This window comes from Rhodanobacter glycinis (assembly GCF_900114325.1).
Classification (GTDB): Bacteria; Pseudomonadota; Gammaproteobacteria; order Xanthomonadales; family Rhodanobacteraceae; genus Rhodanobacter_A; species Rhodanobacter_A glycinis.
On record NZ_FOSR01000015.1, the window covers coordinates 67,697 to 84,571 of the forward strand.

Annotated in this window: 15 protein-coding genes and 8 tRNA genes; 4 read left to right on the top strand and 19 right to left on the bottom strand. The window is 61.4% G+C overall.

What is annotated here, in order from left to right:
- Positions 1-41: 41 nt before the first annotated feature.
- The 19 genes from BMY90_RS14245 to BMY90_RS14335 form a co-directional block, all read right to left on the bottom strand.
- Positions 42-118, bottom strand: a tRNA-Asp gene (locus BMY90_RS14245).
- Between the two features lie 7 nt (positions 119-125).
- Positions 126-200, bottom strand: a tRNA-Val gene (locus tag BMY90_RS14250).
- Between the two features lie 19 nt (positions 201-219).
- Entirely contained in the window at positions 220-492 is a 273-nt protein-coding gene (locus tag BMY90_RS14255; protein ID WP_008215382.1) for an HU family DNA-binding protein, read from the bottom strand.
- Between the two features lie 343 nt (positions 493-835).
- On the bottom strand, positions 836-3,343 hold the full coding sequence (gene lon, locus BMY90_RS14260) for an endopeptidase La (protein ID WP_092704875.1): 2,508 nt from the start codon (positions 3,341-3,343) through the stop codon (positions 836-838).
- Positions 3,344-3,516: 173 nt separating this feature from the next.
- The gene (clpX, locus tag BMY90_RS14265; RefSeq protein WP_008215386.1) at positions 3,517-4,815 is read right to left on the bottom strand and encodes an ATP-dependent Clp protease ATP-binding subunit ClpX; all 1,299 of its coding nucleotides are present in this window, start codon (positions 4,813-4,815) and stop codon (positions 3,517-3,519) included.
- Positions 4,816-4,921: 106 nt separating this feature from the next.
- Positions 4,922-5,551 carry an ATP-dependent Clp endopeptidase proteolytic subunit ClpP gene (gene clpP, locus BMY90_RS14270; RefSeq protein WP_008215387.1) on the bottom strand — a complete coding sequence of 210 codons (630 nt, stop codon included), beginning with the start codon at positions 5,549-5,551 and terminating at the stop codon, positions 4,922-4,924.
- Positions 5,552-5,589: 38 nt separating this feature from the next.
- Entirely contained in the window at positions 5,590-6,882 is a 1,293-nt protein-coding gene (gene tig / locus BMY90_RS14275; RefSeq protein ID WP_092704877.1) for a trigger factor, read from the bottom strand.
- Positions 6,883-6,968: 86 nt separating this feature from the next.
- Positions 6,969-7,054: transfer RNA gene (locus BMY90_RS14280), tRNA-Leu, on the bottom strand.
- A gap of 228 nt (positions 7,055-7,282) precedes the next feature.
- A tRNA-Lys gene (locus BMY90_RS14285) sits at positions 7,283-7,358 on the bottom strand.
- A gap of 13 nt (positions 7,359-7,371) precedes the next feature.
- Positions 7,372-7,448: transfer RNA gene (locus BMY90_RS14290), tRNA-His, on the bottom strand.
- 21 nt (positions 7,449-7,469) lie between these two features.
- A tRNA-Arg gene (locus BMY90_RS14295) sits at positions 7,470-7,546 on the bottom strand.
- Between the two features lie 22 nt (positions 7,547-7,568).
- Positions 7,569-7,645: transfer RNA gene (locus tag BMY90_RS14300), tRNA-Pro, on the bottom strand.
- A gap of 170 nt (positions 7,646-7,815) precedes the next feature.
- Positions 7,816-7,892: transfer RNA gene (locus BMY90_RS14305), tRNA-Arg, on the bottom strand.
- Between the two features lie 132 nt (positions 7,893-8,024).
- Positions 8,025-8,828, bottom strand: coding sequence for an amidohydrolase (locus BMY90_RS14310; protein WP_092704878.1), 804 nt, complete (start codon positions 8,826-8,828; stop codon positions 8,025-8,027).
- Complete coding sequence (locus tag BMY90_RS14315) at positions 8,816-9,961, bottom strand: pyridoxal phosphate-dependent aminotransferase (RefSeq protein WP_092704907.1); 1,146 nt, start codon at positions 9,959-9,961, stop codon at positions 8,816-8,818. Before BMY90_RS14315 ends, BMY90_RS14310 begins: the two co-directional genes overlap by 13 nt.
- Before the next feature lie 41 nt (positions 9,962-10,002).
- Positions 10,003-10,968, bottom strand: a complete 966-nt coding sequence (locus tag BMY90_RS14320; RefSeq protein WP_092704880.1) for a LysR substrate-binding domain-containing protein — start codon at positions 10,966-10,968, stop codon at positions 10,003-10,005.
- Between the two features lie 633 nt (positions 10,969-11,601).
- Positions 11,602-12,363 carry an ImmA/IrrE family metallo-endopeptidase gene (locus tag BMY90_RS14325; RefSeq protein ID WP_175481584.1) on the bottom strand — a complete coding sequence of 254 codons (762 nt, stop codon included), beginning with the start codon at positions 12,361-12,363 and terminating at the stop codon, positions 11,602-11,604.
- Positions 12,356-12,784, bottom strand: a complete 429-nt coding sequence (locus BMY90_RS14330; protein ID WP_092704884.1) for a hypothetical protein — start codon at positions 12,782-12,784, stop codon at positions 12,356-12,358. The genes BMY90_RS14325 and BMY90_RS14330 overlap by 8 nt, the downstream gene beginning before the upstream one ends.
- Positions 12,781-13,341, bottom strand: coding sequence for a sigma-70 RNA polymerase sigma factor region 4 domain-containing protein (locus tag BMY90_RS14335; protein WP_092704886.1), 561 nt, complete (start codon positions 13,339-13,341; stop codon positions 12,781-12,783). The genes BMY90_RS14330 and BMY90_RS14335 overlap by 4 nt, the downstream gene beginning before the upstream one ends.
- 175 nt (positions 13,342-13,516) lie before the next feature.
- Here BMY90_RS14335 and BMY90_RS14340 point away from each other — a divergent pair, with 175 nt between their 5' ends.
- The 4 genes from BMY90_RS14340 to BMY90_RS14360 all read left to right on the top strand — a co-directional run bounded on the left by BMY90_RS14340 (position 13,517) and on the right by BMY90_RS14360 (position 16,117).
- Positions 13,517-13,789, top strand: a complete 273-nt coding sequence (locus BMY90_RS14340; protein ID WP_217638580.1) for a YjzC family protein — start codon at positions 13,517-13,519, stop codon at positions 13,787-13,789.
- 498 nt (positions 13,790-14,287) lie between these two features.
- Positions 14,288-14,536 (top strand): multiubiquitin domain-containing protein, encoded by a 249-nt coding sequence (locus tag BMY90_RS14350; RefSeq protein ID WP_092704889.1) that lies wholly within the window; start codon positions 14,288-14,290, stop codon positions 14,534-14,536.
- Entirely contained in the window at positions 14,496-15,707 is a 1,212-nt protein-coding gene (locus BMY90_RS14355) for a ThiF family adenylyltransferase (RefSeq protein ID WP_092704891.1), read from the top strand. The genes BMY90_RS14350 and BMY90_RS14355 overlap by 41 nt, the downstream gene beginning before the upstream one ends.
- On the top strand, positions 15,704-16,117 hold the full coding sequence (locus tag BMY90_RS14360) for a ubiquitination-like system serine protease family protein (RefSeq protein ID WP_092704893.1): 414 nt from the start codon (positions 15,704-15,706) through the stop codon (positions 16,115-16,117). The genes BMY90_RS14355 and BMY90_RS14360 overlap by 4 nt, the downstream gene beginning before the upstream one ends.
- Positions 16,118-16,875 lie beyond the last annotated feature (758 nt).

Genomic DNA, 16,875 nt, shown 5'->3' on the forward strand with positions numbered 1-16,875 from the left:
CATAAATGACAAGGGCGCCACGTGGGCGCCCTTGCGTTCTCTGGCGGAGCGGACGGGACTCGAACCCGCGACCTCCGGCGTGACAGGCCAGCATTCTAACCAGCTGAACTACCGCTCCGCATTTCTGGTGGGTGCTGTAGGGATCGAACCTACGACCACCGCCTTGTAAGGGCGACGCTCTACCGCTGAGCTAAGCACCCAAAACCAAGCGGAAGCCGCTTAGTTTAGGGCGTCCTTGAGCGTCTTGCCAGCCTTGAAGGCAGGAACCTTCGAAGCCTTGATCTTGATCGTCTCGTTGGTGCGCGGATTGCGACCCGTACGAGCAGCGCGCTTGCGCACGGTGAAGGTGCCGAAGCCGACCACCGAAACGTCGTCACCCTTCTTCAGGGCCTTCTGGACGGTTTCAAAGAAAGCCTCGAGGGCACGGCCGGAATCGGCCTTGGTGAGCTCGGCCTTCTCGGCGATGGCGTTGATCAGATCGGTTTTATTCATTGAGTCACTCCCTTAAACGTTTTTGTGCGGCCCGCATGGTCAGTCTGGGACGAAACGACACCACCATCGAATGGTTGATTCCTCGAAGGTGCCGCCTCGCGGCCCCGCATCGCAACACCCTCGAACGGCGGTGCATTGGTTGCGGTGACTCTTTATACCAGTGCCCCTCAGGCTCCGCAACACTAGGAATACCAAGGCTTCCCACGGTTCAGGTGATATCCGGGAAGCACTTGCACCGGACTGCGCAAAGCCGTATGGAAAAGCTCCGCAAACATGCGCAAAACCGCCTTCGGCCGGCAACGCAATTGCCGCCGGCCGGAAGGTCGATCCGGAACCGTCAGGATCAATGCGTGCGCGTCTGCGCCTCGGAGCCACCCTTGCGCGGCTTCGGCGTCTTGGCCGCCGCTTGCACAGGCTTGGCCGCCAGCGGCTGCAGGGGACGTTCCAGCGCGATATCGAGCACTTCGTCGATCCAGCGCACCGGATGGATCTCCAGCGAGTCGGTGATGTTGGCCGGGATGTCGGCCAGATCCTTGCGGTTATCGTCCGGGATGATCACCGTGGTGATGCCGCCGCGATGGGCCGCCAGCAACTTTTCCTTGAGACCGCCGATCGGCAGCACGCGACCACGCAGGGTGATCTCGCCCGTCATCGCCACTTCCGAGCGCACCGGAATCTTGGTCAAAGCCGACACCAGCGCCGTGCACATCGTGATGCCTGCGCTGGGACCATCCTTTGGCGTGGCGCCTTCCGGCACGTGGATGTGCAGGTCCAGCTTTTCGTGGAAATCCGGCTCGATGCCCAACGGACCGACGCGCGTGCGCACCACCGACAAGGCGGCCTGGATCGACTCCTTCATCACGTCGCCGAGTTGTCCGGTATTCACCAGGCGTCCCTTGCCCGCCACCACCGAGGCTTCGATGCTGAGCAGCTCGCCGCCCACCTGGGTCCAGGCCAGGCCGGTGACCAGGCCGACTTCGTTCTGCTGTTCCTTGCGACCGAAATCGAAGCGGCGCACGCCCAGGTAGCGCTCGAGGTTGTCGGCATCGACGTGAGCTGCGGCTGCCGGCTTCACCGTTTTCGATTTGGCCGTCTTTACGGCCTTTGCCGGCGATTTCTTCGCCTTGGCCGGCACGATCTCACCCAACGTCAACTGCTTGACGATCTTGCGGCAGATCTTGGAAATCTCGCGCTCCAGGTTGCGCACGCCGGATTCGCGCGTGTAGTAACGCACGATATCGCGGATGGCGTCCTCGCCCACGCTCAGCTCTTCCGGCTTGAGGCCATTCGCCTTGAGCTGCTTGGGCAACAGGTAACGTTGCGCAATCGCCAGCTTCTCGTCCTCGGTGTAACCCGGGATGCGGATCACCTCCATGCGGTCGAGCAACGGGCCCGGAATGTTCAGCGAGTTGGCCGTGGCGATCCACATCACCTCGGACAGGTCGAGGTCGACCTCCAGGTAATGGTCGTTGAACGTGTGGTTCTGCTCCGGATCCAGCACTTCCAGCAGTGCCGACGACGGGTCGCCGCGGAAGTCCATCGACATCTTGTCGATTTCATCCAGCACGAACAGCGGATTGCGGGTGCCGACCTTGTTGATGTTCTGCACGATGCGGCCCGGCATCGAGCCGATATACGTCCGGCGGTGGCCACGGATCTCGGCCTCGTCGCGCACGCCGCCCAGCGACATGCGGATGAATTTGCGGTTGGTCGCCTTGGCGATGGACTGCCCCAGCGAGGTCTTGCCCACGCCAGGCGGCCCGACCAGGCACAGGATCGGCCCCTTCATGGTGTTCACGCGCTGTTGCACGGCGAGGTACTCGAGGATGCGATCCTTCACCTTCTCCAGCCCGAAGTGATCGGCATCGAGGACTTCCTGTGCGAGCGCCAGATCCTTGCGCACCTTGCTGCGCTTCTTCCACGGCACGCCCACCAGCCAGTCCAGGTAGTTGCGCACCACCGTGGCCTCGGCCGACATCGGCGACATCTGGCGCAGCTTGCCGAACTCCTGCCGGGCCTTGGCCAGCACCACCTTGGGCATGCCGGCCGACTCGATCTTCTTCTGCAGTTCCTCGATTTCGTTGGGGCCGTCCTCGCCCTCGCCCAGTTCCTTCTGGATCGCCTTCATCTGCTCGTTGAGGTAGTACTCGCGCTGGCTCTTCTCCATCTGCGACTTGACCCGGCCGCGGATGCGCTTTTCCACCTGCTGCAGGTCCATCTCGCCATCGACCAGGCCAATCAGAAGCTCCAGCCGCTGGCCGACGTCGACCGTCTCCAGCACCTTTTGCTTGTCGGCCATGCGTACGGACAAATGCGCGGCGATGGAATCGGCCACGCGCGAGGGATCCTCGATGCCGGACAAGGTGGTGAGCACTTCGGGCGGCAGCTTGCGGCTCTGCTTGACCAACTGCTCGAACAGCGAGATCAGCGTACGCGAAACCACGTCCAGCTCGCGCTCCTTGCCGCTGTAAACGGGCTCGATCACGCGCGAGCGTGCGCTGAGCATGCCGCTTTCGTCGTGGTAGTCCTCGATATCGACGCGGGCCTGGCCTTCGACCAGCACCTTGACCGTGCCATCCGGCAATTTCAGCAACTGCAGGACGCTGGCCAGCGTGCCGATGGCGTGCAGGTCATCGACAACCGGATCGTCGATGTCCGGGCTCTTTTGCGCAACAAGCAGGATCTGCCGCTCGTTCTCCATCGCGTGTTCGAGTGCGCGCATCGACTTGTCGCGCCCCACGAACAGGGGGATCACCATGTGCGGGTAGACGACCACGTCACGCAACGGCAACACCGGCAAGGCGTCCAGCGTGGCGGAAGTGGCTGCGGAGGATGCGGCATGTTTTGCCATCGAAAGGGCTCTCTCGCGATGTATGGACGGGCTCGACCCCGACACTGCGCCGGGGCCCCAAGTACGTCAAGTGGAGGCGAAGACACGTGCACTCAAGTGCGCGCCCCCCGCAAAAACGAAACGGCCCCGACGCGAAACGCCGGGGCCGACGACATTGCCGGAAAGCGGTGGAATCAGGCAGCGGCGTCGCCGCCATCGCCACCGATGCGCTGCTGTTGCAGGTTGCCGCGATAGATCAGGTAGGGCTCGGCCTGCCCGTCAATCACCGCGTCGTCCACCACCACCTTGCTGACGTGTTCCAGCGAGGGCAGCTCGTACATCGTGTCCAGCAGCACCTGCTCGAGGATCGTGCGCAGGCCACGCGCGCCGGTCTTGCGCTTGAGCGCCCTCTTGGCGATTGCCGACAGGGCCTCGGGGCGGAACTCCAGCTCGGCGCCTTCCATTTCGAACAGGCGCTTGAACTGCTTGGTCACCGCGTTCCTCGGCTCGGTGAGGATCTTCACCAACGCGTCCTCGTCCAGCTCGTCCAGCGTGGCAACCACCGGCAGGCGGCCGACAAACTCCGGAATCAGGCCGAAACGCACCAGATCCGCCGGCTCCACCTCGGCCAGCAACTTGCCCAGGTTCTCGGTGCGCTCCTTGGAACGGACCTCGGCGCCGAAGCCGATGCCGGTGGTCTCGGAGCGCTGCTGGATCACCTTTTCCAAGCCGGCGAATGCACCGCCGCAAATGAACAGGATGTTCTTGGTGTCAACCTGCAGGAATTCCTGCTGCGGATGCTTGCGGCCACCCTGCGGCGGCACCGAGGCCAAGGTTCCCTCGATCAGCTTCAGCAGCGCCTGCTGCACGCCCTCGCCCGACACGTCCCGGGTAATCGACGGGTTCTCGCTCTTGCGCGAGATCTTGTCGATCTCGTCGATGTAGACGATGCCCGACTGCGCCTTGTCGACGTCGTAGTCGCACTTCTGCAACAGCTTCTGGATGATGTTCTCGACATCCTCGCCCACGTAGCCCGCTTCGGTCAGCGTGGTCGCGTCGGCGATGGTGAACGGCACATTCAGCAGGCGTGCCAGCGTTTCGGCCAGCAACGTCTTGCCCGAACCGGTCGGTCCGATCAGCAGGATGTTCGACTTCGCCAGCTCGACTTCCTCGTTCTTCTGTCGCGATTCCATGCGCTTGTAGTGGTTGTACACCGCCACCGACAGCGCCTTCTTGGCGCGCGTCTGCCCAACCACGTACTGGTTGAGCGTCTCCATGATTTCCTTCGGCTTCGGCAGCTGGGTGCGGCCGGAAGCGGCCTTCTCCTCCAGCTCCTCGCGAATGATGTCGTTGCACAGTTCCACGCACTCGTCGCAGATGAACACGGACGGACCCGCGATCAGCTTGCGCACTTCATGCTGGCTCTTGCCGCAGAAGGAGCAGTAGAGAATCTTGCCGCCGTCGTTGGAACGGCCCTGCCGCTCGTCGCTCATGCTGTAACCCTGCTGTAAATCGGTTGCGTCGCGAGAATAGCACAGGGCTCCGCGTCTGCATCCAGACGCGGAGCCCGCTCGCAACCCGGGTGGATAAGAGTCGGAATCAGGCCGATTTCACCGTGTCGACCGCACGCTTGTCGAGCACCTGGTCGATCAGGCCATAGGTCTTGGCATCTTCGGCGCTCAGGAAGCGGTCACGCTCCATGTCATGGGCGATTTCCTCGATCGGCTTGCCCGTATGGTGGGCATACAGGCCATTCAGGCGCTGGCGCAGATAGAGGATTTCCTTGGCATGGATCTCGATGTCCGTGGCCTGGCCCTGCGCGCCGCCCGACGGCTGATGAATCATCACCCGTGAGTTTGGCAACGCAAAGCGCTTGCCCGCCGCGCCAGCCATCAGCAACAGCGAACCGGCACTGCAGGCCTGGCCGATGCACATCGTGCTGACATCAGGCTTGATGAACTGCATGGTGTCGTAGATCGCCAGCCCGGCGGTAACCACGCCGCCGGGGCTGTTGATGTAGAAGTGGATGTCCTTGTCCGGATTCTCCGACTCCAGGAACAGCATCTGCGCCACGATCACATTGGCCACGTTGTCATCGATCGGGCCGACCAGGAAGATCACCCGCTCCTTCAACAGGCGCGAGTAGATATCGTAGGACCGCTCGCCGCGAGCAGTCTGCTCGACGACCATGGGAATCAGGTTGAGGTTCTGGATCGGGTCCGTGGCCATGCTTCTCGCTCTCGATGGGTGACTGGGGAAGAACGGCCTCAAGCGCCGGCCGGTCGCATCACTTCGTCAAAGCTCAGGTCCTGCACGGTGGTCTTGGCATGTTCCGCCACCCACTCGGCCACCTGGTCCTCGATCACGCGGTTCTGCAGACCCGACATGAGTTGGGGGTCATTGTTATAGAGTTCAACGACCTTTTCCGGTTCCTCGTAGGTCGAGGCGATCGCGGCCAGTTGCTCGGCCACGCGGGTACGGTCCAGCTTGATTTCCTGCTTGCGCGCCACTTCGCCCATCAGCAGGCCGGCGATCACGCGCTTGCGCGCCATCGGCTGGGCGGCCTCGATCAGCTGCTGCGGCGGCTGCTGGCCCTGCGGCACGCTGCCGCTGGCAAGATTGCGGGCCTCGGACTGCACCATCATGTTCGGCACATCCAGCTCGGCGTGCGCGGTAGCCAGCTTCTCGGCCACTTCGGACTTCAGGCGGGCCAGCAGGGTCGCCTTCAGCTCGCGCTCGAGGTTGGCACGCACTTCCTTGCGGAAGGTCTCCAGGTCGCCGTCGGCGATGCCGAAGAGCTTGGCGAACTCGGCATCTACCTCGGGCAGCTTCGGCTCCTGCACCTTGATGATCTTGAAGCTGACCTTGGCCGTCTTGCCCGCCAGGCTCTCGTTGCGGAAATCTTCCGGGAAAGCCACGTCGGATTCGAACTCATCGCCAGCCGCATGCCCGGTCAGGGCTTCGTCCAGCGCCTTGAACAGGCTGCCCGAACCCAGCACGCTGCCGGCGCGCTCCAGGCCTTCGACCGGGAAGCGATAGTCGCCTGCAACCGCGCTGTACTCGAACATCACGAAATCACCCTCGGCCGAGGCGCGATCCACCTGGTCGAAGCTACGGCGCTGCAGGCGCAGCGTTTCGATCATCTTGTCGATATCGGCATCCGAGACCACGGCGACCGGGCGCTGGATTTCCAGTGCGGCGACGTCGACCTCGGGGAATTCCGGCATCACCTCGAACGTGGCCGTGTAGGCAATCTCGCCGTTCTCCGGCTTGCCCGTGGTGTCGATGGACGGATTGGCCACCGGCTGCAGCTTTTCCTGCGCAAAGGCTTCGCGCAGCGTGCTGCCGATCAGGTCGGAGAGCACCTCGCTGCGAACCTGGTCGCCATAGCGCTGCTGGATGACCGTCTTCGGCACCTTGCCCGGACGGAAGCCCTTCAACCGCACGGTGCGGCCCATTTCCGCGATGCGCTCGTTCACCTGCGTGTCGAACCGCTCCGCCGGGAACTTCACCGTGAGCTTGCGCTCGAGCTTGCCGACGTTCTCAACCGAAACCTGCATGACGTCTCCTGGAATGACCTGTAGTGGCCCTGTCACGGTGCCGCGGCGGCCCCGCCGCCTCATCAAAAAAACAAAACCCAAGGGAATGGTGCGAAAGGCGGGACTCGAACCCGCACGGGGGTTACCCGCCAGAACCTAAATCTGGTGCGTCTACCAGTTCCGCCACTTTCGCACGCGCAACACCCCAACTGGCGCCTCTGCAACCGGGCAATCCGACAGGCATTTCCGCCTGCCCTCGCCATGGCTGCTTGTGCATCCACATCCGCGCCCGCTAAGTCGATGATTCCCTTGCACGAAAGCGGGCCATTTTACGGTTGCCCGGCAGCCCAGCACAAGCTCGCAGCGTGATGCAGACGATAAAAAAACGAAGGCCCGCGTTGCCGCGAGCCTTCGTTCCGTTTGGTGGGCCGTGAAAGATTCGAACTTTCGACCAATTGATTAAGAGTCAACTGCTCTACCAACTGAGCTAACGGCCCTGAAACTTGAATTTGGGGTGAGCGATGGGATTCGAACCCACGACATCCGGAATCACAATCCGGGACTCTAACCAACTGAGCTACGCCCACCAGAACAACAACTATTTTGATTGGCGCGCCTGACAGGAATCGAACCTGCAACCGTCGGCTTAGAAGGCCGATGCTCTATCCGGTTGAGCTACAGGCGCTTGAATCAAGCTTAACGCCTGCTGGTCGGGGCAGAGGGATTCGAACCCACGACATCCAGCTCCCAAAGCTGGCGCTCTACCAGACTGAGCTATACCCCGTTCCGAATGCAACGATCACACTTGGTCACCGAAGCCTTCGAATGTTACGGGTGACACCTCGCTCAGTCAATCCGTATCGAAGCACACCGAACTTCAAACTCTGTCCGGCTCCGCAAGCGGTGTCTTGCTTGCGGCCCATCCATGATGCGCAAACATCATGTTCAAAAAAATGGTGCGCCCGGAGAGATTCGAACTCCCGACCACCAAGTTCGTAGCCTGGTACTCTATCCAACTGAGCTACGGGCGCACTTGAAACCGTCTTTCTTCAATCGCTTTCCGGAAATCCCGGAGGCGCCGAAGCGAGAAGCGGAATTATTCAGATTAGAGGCGCCTGCGTCAACACTTTTCGTAATTTTTTTTCACTCGAAGTGCCTTCTGCTCACTTGTTAACCAGCGTGAAGTCATCCGCATCCATCCACGCCGGGAAGCGCTCGCGGTGCGCAAGCAAGGCCGCCGGATCGAATCGTACCGTGGCCACCTGTTCCTGCGCGCCCAGCTCCAGCAACGGCTCGCCCACCGGATCGATGGCCACGCTGTCGCCCGCATACGGCAAGTCGTTGCCATCGACACCGACGCGATTCACGCCAACCACGCAGCACAGATTCTCGATCGCACGCGCACGCAGCAAGGTTCGCCATGGCTGGCGCCGCGGCGCCGGCCAGTTCGCCACGAACAAGGCGAGGTCGTAATCCATCCCGCCCTCGGCCTGCTCGCGACGGCGATTGCGCAGCCACACCGGGAAGCGCAGGTCGTAGCAAACCTGCGGCAGGATGCGCCAGCCGTTGAGCTCGACGATCAGTCGTTCATCGCCACCGCCGTAGCGCGTGTGCTCGCCCGCCATGCGAAACAGATGACGCTTGTCGTATTGCTCGTGCGTGCCGTCCGGACGCATCCACAGCAGGCGATTGAACACGGTGCCGCCTTCGCGTATCGCCAGGCTGCCGCAGATCACGGCGCCGACCTCAGCCGCCAGCGCACGCAGCCAGGTCACGCCCTCGCCGTCCATCACCTCGGCACTGACACCCGTATCGTTGCTGAAGCCGGAAAGAAATGTTTCCGGCAGCACAATCAGATCACTTTGCCCCGCGGCTCGACGCACCAGGCCGCCGTAGTAATCGCGGTTGGCCGGCGCATCGTGCCAACGCGTGGCGCCCTGCACCAGGGTAACGGTCAGAGCTTGCATAGACGCTCCGCCCCAGCTTCCAGCGTGGCATCGTTCTTGGCGAAGCACAGCCGCAACAGGCGCGTGCCCGGTGGCTTGTCGCAAAACGGCGAGAGCGGGATGCCCGCTACCCCGCCCTGCTTCACCAACCATTCGCCGAACACCACATCGTCCTCATCGCGAATGGCCGAATAATCGACCAACTGGAAATAGCCACCCGGCACATCCAGCAACTTCAGCCGGGACGGCTTCAGCAGTTCGCGGAACCGATCGCGCTTGGCCTGGTAGAACGCCGGCAACTCGAGATAGTGCTGCGGGTCGCTGGCCAGGAATTCGGCGAACGCCACCTGGGCCGGATGGAACGTGCAGAACGTAAGGTACTGGTGCACCTTGCGAAACTCCGCCGACAACGCCTTCGCCGCCACCGCATAGCCCACTTTCCAGCCGGTGCAGTGATACGTCTTGCCGAAGCTGGACACCACGATGCTGCGTTCGGCCAGTTCGGCGTGGCGCAGCACACTCTGATGCGTGGCGCCGTCGTAGACGATGTGCTCGTACACCTCGTCGGACAGCACCACGATATCCGTATCGCGCACGATCGCTGCCAGTTCGTCGAGGTCTCCTGCCGACAGCGTCGCGCCTGACGGGTTGTGCGGACTGTTGATCAGGATCATCCGCGTTTTCGGCGTCACTGCATCGCGCACGCGTTGCCAGTCGATCGAGAATGCCGGCACCGTCAATGGAATGTGCACCGCACGCGCGCCCTGCAACTCGATCGCCGGCTCGTAGCTGTCGTAGGCCGGATCGAACACGATCACCTCGTCACCCGCGCGCACCACTGCGGCAATCGCCGAGAACAGCGCTTCAGTGGCACCGGAGGTGACCGTCACCTCGGAAACCGGGTCGACCCGACGGCCATACAGGCGCTCGGTCTTCAACGCAATCTGTTCTCGCAGCGAAGCCAGACCGATGCCCGGGGCGTACTGGTTGCAGCCTTCGCCCATTGCACGGGTCACCGCGTCACGCAATGCCCGGGGCGGCTCGTAGTCAGGGAAGCCCTGCCCGAGGTTCACCGCCTTGTGCTCCATCGCCAGCTGGCTCATCACGCTGAAAATGGTGGTGCCGACCTTCGGAAGCTTGGTATCAATACGCATCATGGAGTCGTTTGGATGGCCAAACCAAAAGCCTAGCACGCTCAGACCGGGGACAACGGGCGCTGCTTGCACTCTTCATGTTTCTGCCACGCCGTCTCGGGCAGGCGCTCGGCCAGGAAGTCCACCAGCGCACGCACCCCGGGCAGCATGCCGCGGCGACTCGGATACACGAAATGCATCGTACCGTCCGGCGCACTCCACTGCGGCAACACCACTTCCAGCTCGCCCGCGGCGATGGCCGGCGCGCAGACAAACTCCGGCAACAGGGTCACGCCCATGCCGCGGCGCGCGGCTTCCAGCAGCATCGCGAAGTCGCCACTGACCAGGCGCGCCTGCAGCTCGACGTTGACGCGCTGCCCTTCGCCATCGATCAGCTCCCACATCTGCGCCCCCTCGTGCTCCTGCATCGACAAGGCCGGCAGGCGGGACAGGTCCGAAGGATGTTCCGGGCGCCCCTCGGCCTTCAGCAAGGCGGGGCTGGCCACGGCGAGCACGCGCGACATGCCGAAGCTGCGCACGATCATGTTGGCATCGGTATCCAGCTTGCTGCGCACGCGGATCGCCAGATCCACCCCCTCGCCGATCAGGTCCACCCGTCGATTGGTGGATTGCACGCGCACCTGCAACTTGGGATAGCGCGCCATGAAATCCGGCAATACGTGCGCGAGCACCGTCTGGGTCAGCGACACCGGGCAACTGATCCGTACCACGCCGCGCGGTTCGGCACGCAACTCATCCACGGCATCCTGGGCGGCATGCGCCTCCTCCAGCACGGCACGGCAGTGTCCATAGAAGCGCTCACCCACCTCGGTGACCACGAAGCGACGCGTGGTCCGTTGCAGCAGCCGCACGCCCAGTCGATCCTCCAGCTGGGCCACGCGTTTGCTCAGGCGCGACTTCGGAATGCCCAGCGCCCGCCCCGCCGCCGAGAAGCCACCGTGCTCCACCACGGCCGCAAAGAAGTACAGATCGTTGAGATCCTGCAGCGCACCATCGAGTACGGTCACAATCGTTTCCCTGATGAAACAATGACCGCATTCTAGCCCACGCACAGGGGCGTCGTACCAGCCCCGTGGAAAGCGATGAACGGGTCATGTTGCGCACAAAAAAGCCGCCATGCGGCGGCTTTTTTGCTCGTGGGATACCGGATGAATCGGCATCGAATCCACGGTTGTTGGTGCCAAGAGGGGCACCGAATCTCGCATAGGATCAGGGTTGCACGAGTCGTCCAAAAAAATATGCCCCCATAAGTGCCCCCAGCTCGTAGCCGTTTAGGTACCCCCTCAACTAATCTTGCAAAGTGCCAGCTCCTATCCACCTTCGCCACAGCAACTGACCCTATCGTCGCTAGCGGAGTCGACGAGACTCTATCGGTGCACCGAGAAGCGGAGAATTGATTGGCAGCCACCGGCCAGAAGCAGCCGGTCGCGCACGTTACTAAGTTGCCCGACAGCGGTCATCGGCGCGAGACATGACACGAACGTTGGCGTGAACATGAAGCGGTCGCCTGCATTTTCGCGCCCGCTGCGCAACCCCGCCACTGTGGGGCACCGCATCAGAAGTCTTAACCCGACTGTGCGCGAAAACGGGACAGGACCCATGAATGGCAGGAAAATCTCGCGCCGTGGCGATACCACCAGCTAATCAAGAAATGCTTCATCTTCCAAAAAGAGAAGGGAGTAGACCGAATCAACTACGCGGACCGAGTCTTCCACGAGGTCAAATCGCGCCGCATTGTACCTGTCGAACCAGGCATCAGCTCCAACTTTCCTCGGGCCAGCGGCTGCCTTATTTGGATCGAAGCTAAGCTCGAACGCGTAGGACTCAGGGTCAGGGGAGTCCTTGGGAAACCATGCGGTGCTGATATCTCGGGCACGCCGGAACCACTTCCTCTTGCCCTGCTCAACGCACACAAAGATCACAGGGGCCACATTCAGATCGACGATCCTAAGAGCCGTCGCCAGGGGGCTGCACTCAAATTCTCTGGCAAGTTCACGTACTGCTTTCCACGAGAGTTTCTTGTGAGCGAACAGCGCGGGTTTGAAAAGAAAGGACGGCATCAAGAGAGATGAGGCGAAGCGGTCTGCGACCATCTCCGTTTCGCGGGCCTTGTCGCTATGGCCCTCGATATCGTTTTGAGTGCAGTACAGCATGTGGCCCTTGTGATGGGTCCAGTGACCCAGCTCATGGCCAAGCGAGAATCGCTGTCGCTCGGGCATCGAACGGCTGTTGATGGTTGCTATGGCACTCTCGCCGTGGCCGACGATTAACGCGTCGCAGTCCGAAAGTGGCTCGTACTTCACCTTAACGCCAAGCGTGAGAGCTACTGCGTCAAGATCAATGTCTTCCGGGCGGGATATCCCGAGGTCGTAGATGATCTTCTCGGCATGGATGTCAGACATTTCCTGGCCCTTCATCAGGCGAAATGGCGCCGAGCTCCACCAGCGATTGATACATCTTCAAGGCAGTGTCATCCGAGACACCTGCACCCTTTCGTGCCGCTAGTGTGGTCGGGACCTCAGACGGATGCCGTTGCCAATAGTCGCGAAGGACCGCTTTGGCTCTCGCCCCGTCGATGGCGGTAACTGAGCCCCTGTGGGGCTCGCGCAACTGTTGCTTGGCGAGCGCGAGCCTTTCAACGCCTAAGGCGTGCCGGCAGCTTTCGGTTGCCTCTTTGACCATGGAACTGGCCATATTTTCGTCTATTCCCAACTCTTGCAGACTGGCTTCAACCGCTGCGGATGTCAGGTGTGCGATGTCTTCCACAAGGAAGTCGATGGCTTTCTCGAACTGCTCTTTCGACTTGTTGGAGCGCGTTGTCATATGGCCCTCCGCTCTGAGAGTCTCTTGTTCATGAATCGCCGTATCTTTTTCTCCAATGACTCGTAAGCCAACTGGTCAAGGCCAAGGAGTTCGCGGATTTCGTCCCGGCTAAGGCCTTCTGCTCGCCCTTCGAAGACGAGCATTGGGCGCGTGTCATCTCCGAAGGCTTGTTGGACCTCTTCCATGGCATGCTTCAAGTCATCCATGCGCTCCACCCACGCCTCCGGTGACTCATCATCTACGTCCTCAAAATCTTGTTCCAGGTCGCCCATCGACTCGGTTTGCTTGCTCTTCCTACGCAAGTTGAACAACTCGCTCCTCATCGCATTGCCTAAGAAGGTGATGGCGGTGGCATCGCGTGGGCACCGCCGTTCGCCCAGCGAGGCTTTGAGCAGTGCGTGATGCAATAGGTCTTTCGGGTCGACACCGGGAAGCGTGTTGGCCAATCGTGCGGCATACAGTGCAAGCCGCTTTGTGTCGTCTTTCGACAGATCGCCGATGATTGCGCACATCTCTTCCTGCGTGTAAACGGCCGTGCCGTCGTCTGTGTCAGTCACTTGACTCCCCCTGTCCTAGAAGGCTCACCGAGACGCGTCTTTCGGACGAGCCTCGGAGAAGACGATAGCTCTGACTGGCCAGAAATGCGACGCACATCATGCAAGAACCTGCCATGTCCGAAGCCGGGTAGCAGATGAGCCTTTTAGGTCGGAAGGCGGAAAGGTGAAGCCCGCCATGTCCGATCTTGCCGTTCTGGTGAGCCTTATAAGGCGAGGGGAATACTCTTTTTTGGAGAAAAGCCAGATGAGCGAACAGTTTAAGCCGGGTGAGAAGGTGCCTCGGTCGGGGATCTACAAGGTCATGCACGACCGGAATCACGCGCAGGAGCACGAGGTGACCTGCGTGCTCGGGGAGACTTTCCCGCCGTGCAACGGCTGTGGATCGCATCCACGTTTTTCACTCGTGCGCGCGGCGCATCACGTGTTCAACCACGAGCACTTCAAGTAGTAACGGTATCGAAGGAGAGCGACGATGGGTTCGAGGCATTTTCCGAGGGGTTTGGATGGGAGGCAACGTGACCAGGATGGTCAGATCCGGCAAAAGCGGAGCGATACGAAAGTGGTGACTCTGAGAGAGGAGTACGGGCAGAACTTCGCAAAAGGGTTTCGCTCGGACGCACACCTGGGGACCGTCCGCGATACGACTGGAAAAAGCCTCCACGAGTTAGTGAAGGACATGAAGGACGAGTAGCGAGCGGTTGGTCTCTTCGTCTACGCGCAGCCCAACGGATGATGGCCAACGTCAGCCAACTAAATCGTGTGGGATGCTGCGGTAGTCGCGTTGTCACGCTCGGTAAGAGCCCACGGGGGTGGACATCACGGCCGAGGGAAGCCAAAGCGGACCGGGCGACGCATCTACTGTCATGGGCTCAAAAGGTCGATGCGGTGTCTCGAACCACGAGACCGTCATCGGATTTAATCCCAGACAGCATCAGGAGAAAAGCTTATGAACGCCGAAAAGAAAAAGATAAACATCTTCGTCAACGAAGACCGCCACGAGATCGAGACACACACCATCACCTACGAGCGCGTCGTCGATCTCTACCTTGGCGAAGGCAAGCCGCCTTCCAAGCAGTACGTCATCAAGTATTCGCACGGCCCCTCGGAGAACCCGAGTGGAACGCTCGCACCTGGAGAAGAGGTCAAGATTAAAGATGGCATGCGATTTCGAGTTTCCGGAACTGGCGAGTCGTAATCCGTTCGTCCGTGATCTTCATGATCTCGGCTACGACGCCGACTTCATAGGGGGCTATTTCGTGCTCTACGGGTTGCCGTATCTGGACCAAACCGGCGCCCTCAAGCACGGCGACTTGTTCAGCCCCGTCAACCTCGGTGCCGATTGCGTCATCGAGCCACCCAGCAACCACCAGGTCTGGTGGCGTGGCGGCCAGCCGCACGCTGTGGGGGGCTGCGCGCTGGGCATTAGCCCCACCGCTGCAGCCGTCCAAATCGTCCCCGATGTCGTGACCGACCTGGCGTTTTCCTTGAAGCTGCTCGACAACAACCACCAGAAGCGCAACTACGTGTCTTTCCAGGAGAAGATCGAGACATACCTCGATGTCATCGTTCAGCCGGCTATGGCCGCGTACCCTATTGCGACTCCGCTGCGCGGCATCGAGCGACGGGCCGCGGAACAGGGATCGCCGCTTCGGTTCCCCGACACCTCGTCGGCGAATTACGGCATCAACGATGTCGCCGATCGCCTGCGTGGTAAGAAGGTGGCCATCGTCGGACTCGGAGGCACCGGCTCGTGCATTCTGGACTTCATCGCCCGAACGCACCTTGAGACCATCACGCTGTTCGACGATGACAAGATCCACGTGCATACCCTGTTCCGGATCCCCGGTGTTGTGGGCAGAAGCCTCATCGGAAGGTCGAAGGTTGAGGCGCTGGCCAAGCATTACGACACCTGGCACGCGGGCATCACGCCTGTACCCGAGCGGGTTACTGCCGACAACGTCGAGTGTCTGCGCGGCTTGGATTTCGTCTTCGTCTCAGTTGACGATGGACCTTCGCGGCGCTTCCTGATCGACTGGCTGAGCAGTGCAGGCATCCCATACGTCGACTGCGGCATGGGCCTAAACCGGTCCTTTGGCAGCGCGCTCAACGGCGTGGTTCGCATCACCGGCGTCGACCGCGGAGCCTACGACCGGACCGTCGACACCCCGTACCTTCCGACCGTGAACCCGAAGGACGCCGAGTACCGCAAACAGGCGCAAATCATCGAGCTCAACGCGCTGAACGCCGCTCTCGCCGTAGTTCGCTTCAAGCAGCACCTCGGGCTCTACGAGCGGACCGATGAGGCCGCGTGGTACACCTTCGAAACCGCGTCATTCGAAGCCGACGCCGAGGGGCGCAACCTATGACATATGTATACGAGGCGGTGAAGCGCATCCCCACGACGCTGAGCCCGGGCGTCATCTACCACAACGTGGAGTTCGAGCTGGCGGCGCTTCGGTGCGCGTGCGGCTGCGGTCATCGCATCACGCTGCTGGTGCCTGATGGCCACCGCATTTCGGTGCAGGGAGCCGTGCCTTCCGTTACCCCGTCGATACTCGTTGGCGACGCGCCGTGTCACTCGCACTACTTTATAAGCAGCGGGGAGGTGGAATGGCTTCGAGCGTTTTCGCCGAGCCAGGCCGAAGCGGTCATGCGGGGGCAGGTGGCGCGACATGTCTCAGCTGACCGAGCGAGCCGGTCGTTGTGGGAACGCTGGCGTCGCGCGGTGCTCCGGGCGATTGGCAGGGTCATGCGATTCTTCAACGGCAGCCGATGAGTCAGGGGGCGCGTTCGATCTAGCACAATGCCGGTTCGCACTGGAAGCCACGGGCTCAGCGCAAGATAGAGCCGTGCCCGCGCTAATAGATCGAAACGCTGCCGGGCTGCTTCGAGGACGCGACAATTTTCCCGATAGAGAGTCCCGGCAGCCGCGCTTTTCGATCATCCGGCGGTCCGCGGCGGCAGTTCGCCTGACACTGCGCTAGCCCGTATGCTTGGTTCCCGGGGAATTCAGAGGCGGGGACATGGCAATTTATGACGAAGTGCTGGCGTGGGCGGACAGGCTGCCGCCGTGGCGTCAGGATGGTGACGCAGCCAGTCGAGCTGCTGGAGGACATCGACGCGGTGAATGCTCTGTTCCAGGAAATCAACAAACGCAGAGGCCGAAAGCATCCATCACTCGGCTACGCTCCCTGCGCGATGGGACCAATGCTTTAAGTGATTAGCTTTCCAGGCCGGCGCGCGGCCATCCGTGCGGAAGAAACATGGGATTCGGAGCATTGAGGCCCGCCGCTCTAAGCTGAAGGAGCGCCGAGCGGGCCAAGACCGACGACACAATGGTGCGTGGTTGCCCGTTGATTAGCATGGTCCTGGGTTACGACGACGACACTGGTGAGTGGTTCACGCCACATCCCGATGAAGAGAGTGAGTATATCGACGTCCCCTTGCCCGCCCGACGCTCTGATGACCTATGTTGGAGATGACCATGGCGACAGGCAAGCGTGGGTTTGAGTTGGCCCATCCGAACGCGGCGGG

Excerpts from the sequence above, each read along its gene's own strand:
- clpP (WP_008215387.1), bottom strand. The coding sequence starts at position 5,551 with ATGGCCACGGACCCGATCCAGAACCTCAACCTGATTCCCATGGTCGTC.
- BMY90_RS14315 (WP_092704907.1), bottom strand. The coding sequence starts at position 9,961 with ATGCGTATTGATACCAAGCTTCCGAAGGTCGGCACCACCATTTTCAGC.
- BMY90_RS14340 (WP_217638580.1), top strand. The coding sequence starts at position 13,517 with ATGTCCGATCTTGCCGTTCTGGTGAGCCTTATAAGGCGAGGGGAATAC.
- BMY90_RS14330 (WP_092704884.1), bottom strand. The coding sequence starts at position 12,784 with ATGACAACGCGCTCCAACAAGTCGAAAGAGCAGTTCGAGAAAGCCATC.
- BMY90_RS14325 (WP_175481584.1), bottom strand. The coding sequence starts at position 12,363 with ATGTCTGACATCCATGCCGAGAAGATCATCTACGACCTCGGGATATCC.
- tig (WP_092704877.1), bottom strand. The coding sequence starts at position 6,882 with ATGCAGGTTTCGGTTGAGAACGTCGGCAAGCTCGAGCGCAAGCTCACG.
- BMY90_RS14255 (WP_008215382.1), bottom strand. The coding sequence starts at position 492 with ATGAATAAAACCGATCTGATCAACGCCATCGCCGAGAAGGCCGAGCTC.
- lon (WP_092704875.1), bottom strand. The coding sequence starts at position 3,343 with ATGGCAAAACATGCCGCATCCTCCGCAGCCACTTCCGCCACGCTGGAC.
- BMY90_RS14310 (WP_092704878.1), bottom strand. The coding sequence starts at position 8,828 with ATGCAAGCTCTGACCGTTACCCTGGTGCAGGGCGCCACGCGTTGGCAC.
- BMY90_RS14360 (WP_092704893.1), top strand. The coding sequence starts at position 15,704 with ATGACATATGTATACGAGGCGGTGAAGCGCATCCCCACGACGCTGAGC.
- BMY90_RS14355 (WP_092704891.1), top strand. The coding sequence starts at position 14,496 with ATGGCATGCGATTTCGAGTTTCCGGAACTGGCGAGTCGTAATCCGTTC.
- BMY90_RS14350 (WP_092704889.1), top strand. The coding sequence starts at position 14,288 with ATGAACGCCGAAAAGAAAAAGATAAACATCTTCGTCAACGAAGACCGC.
- clpX (WP_008215386.1), bottom strand. The coding sequence starts at position 4,815 with ATGAGCGACGAGCGGCAGGGCCGTTCCAACGACGGCGGCAAGATTCTC.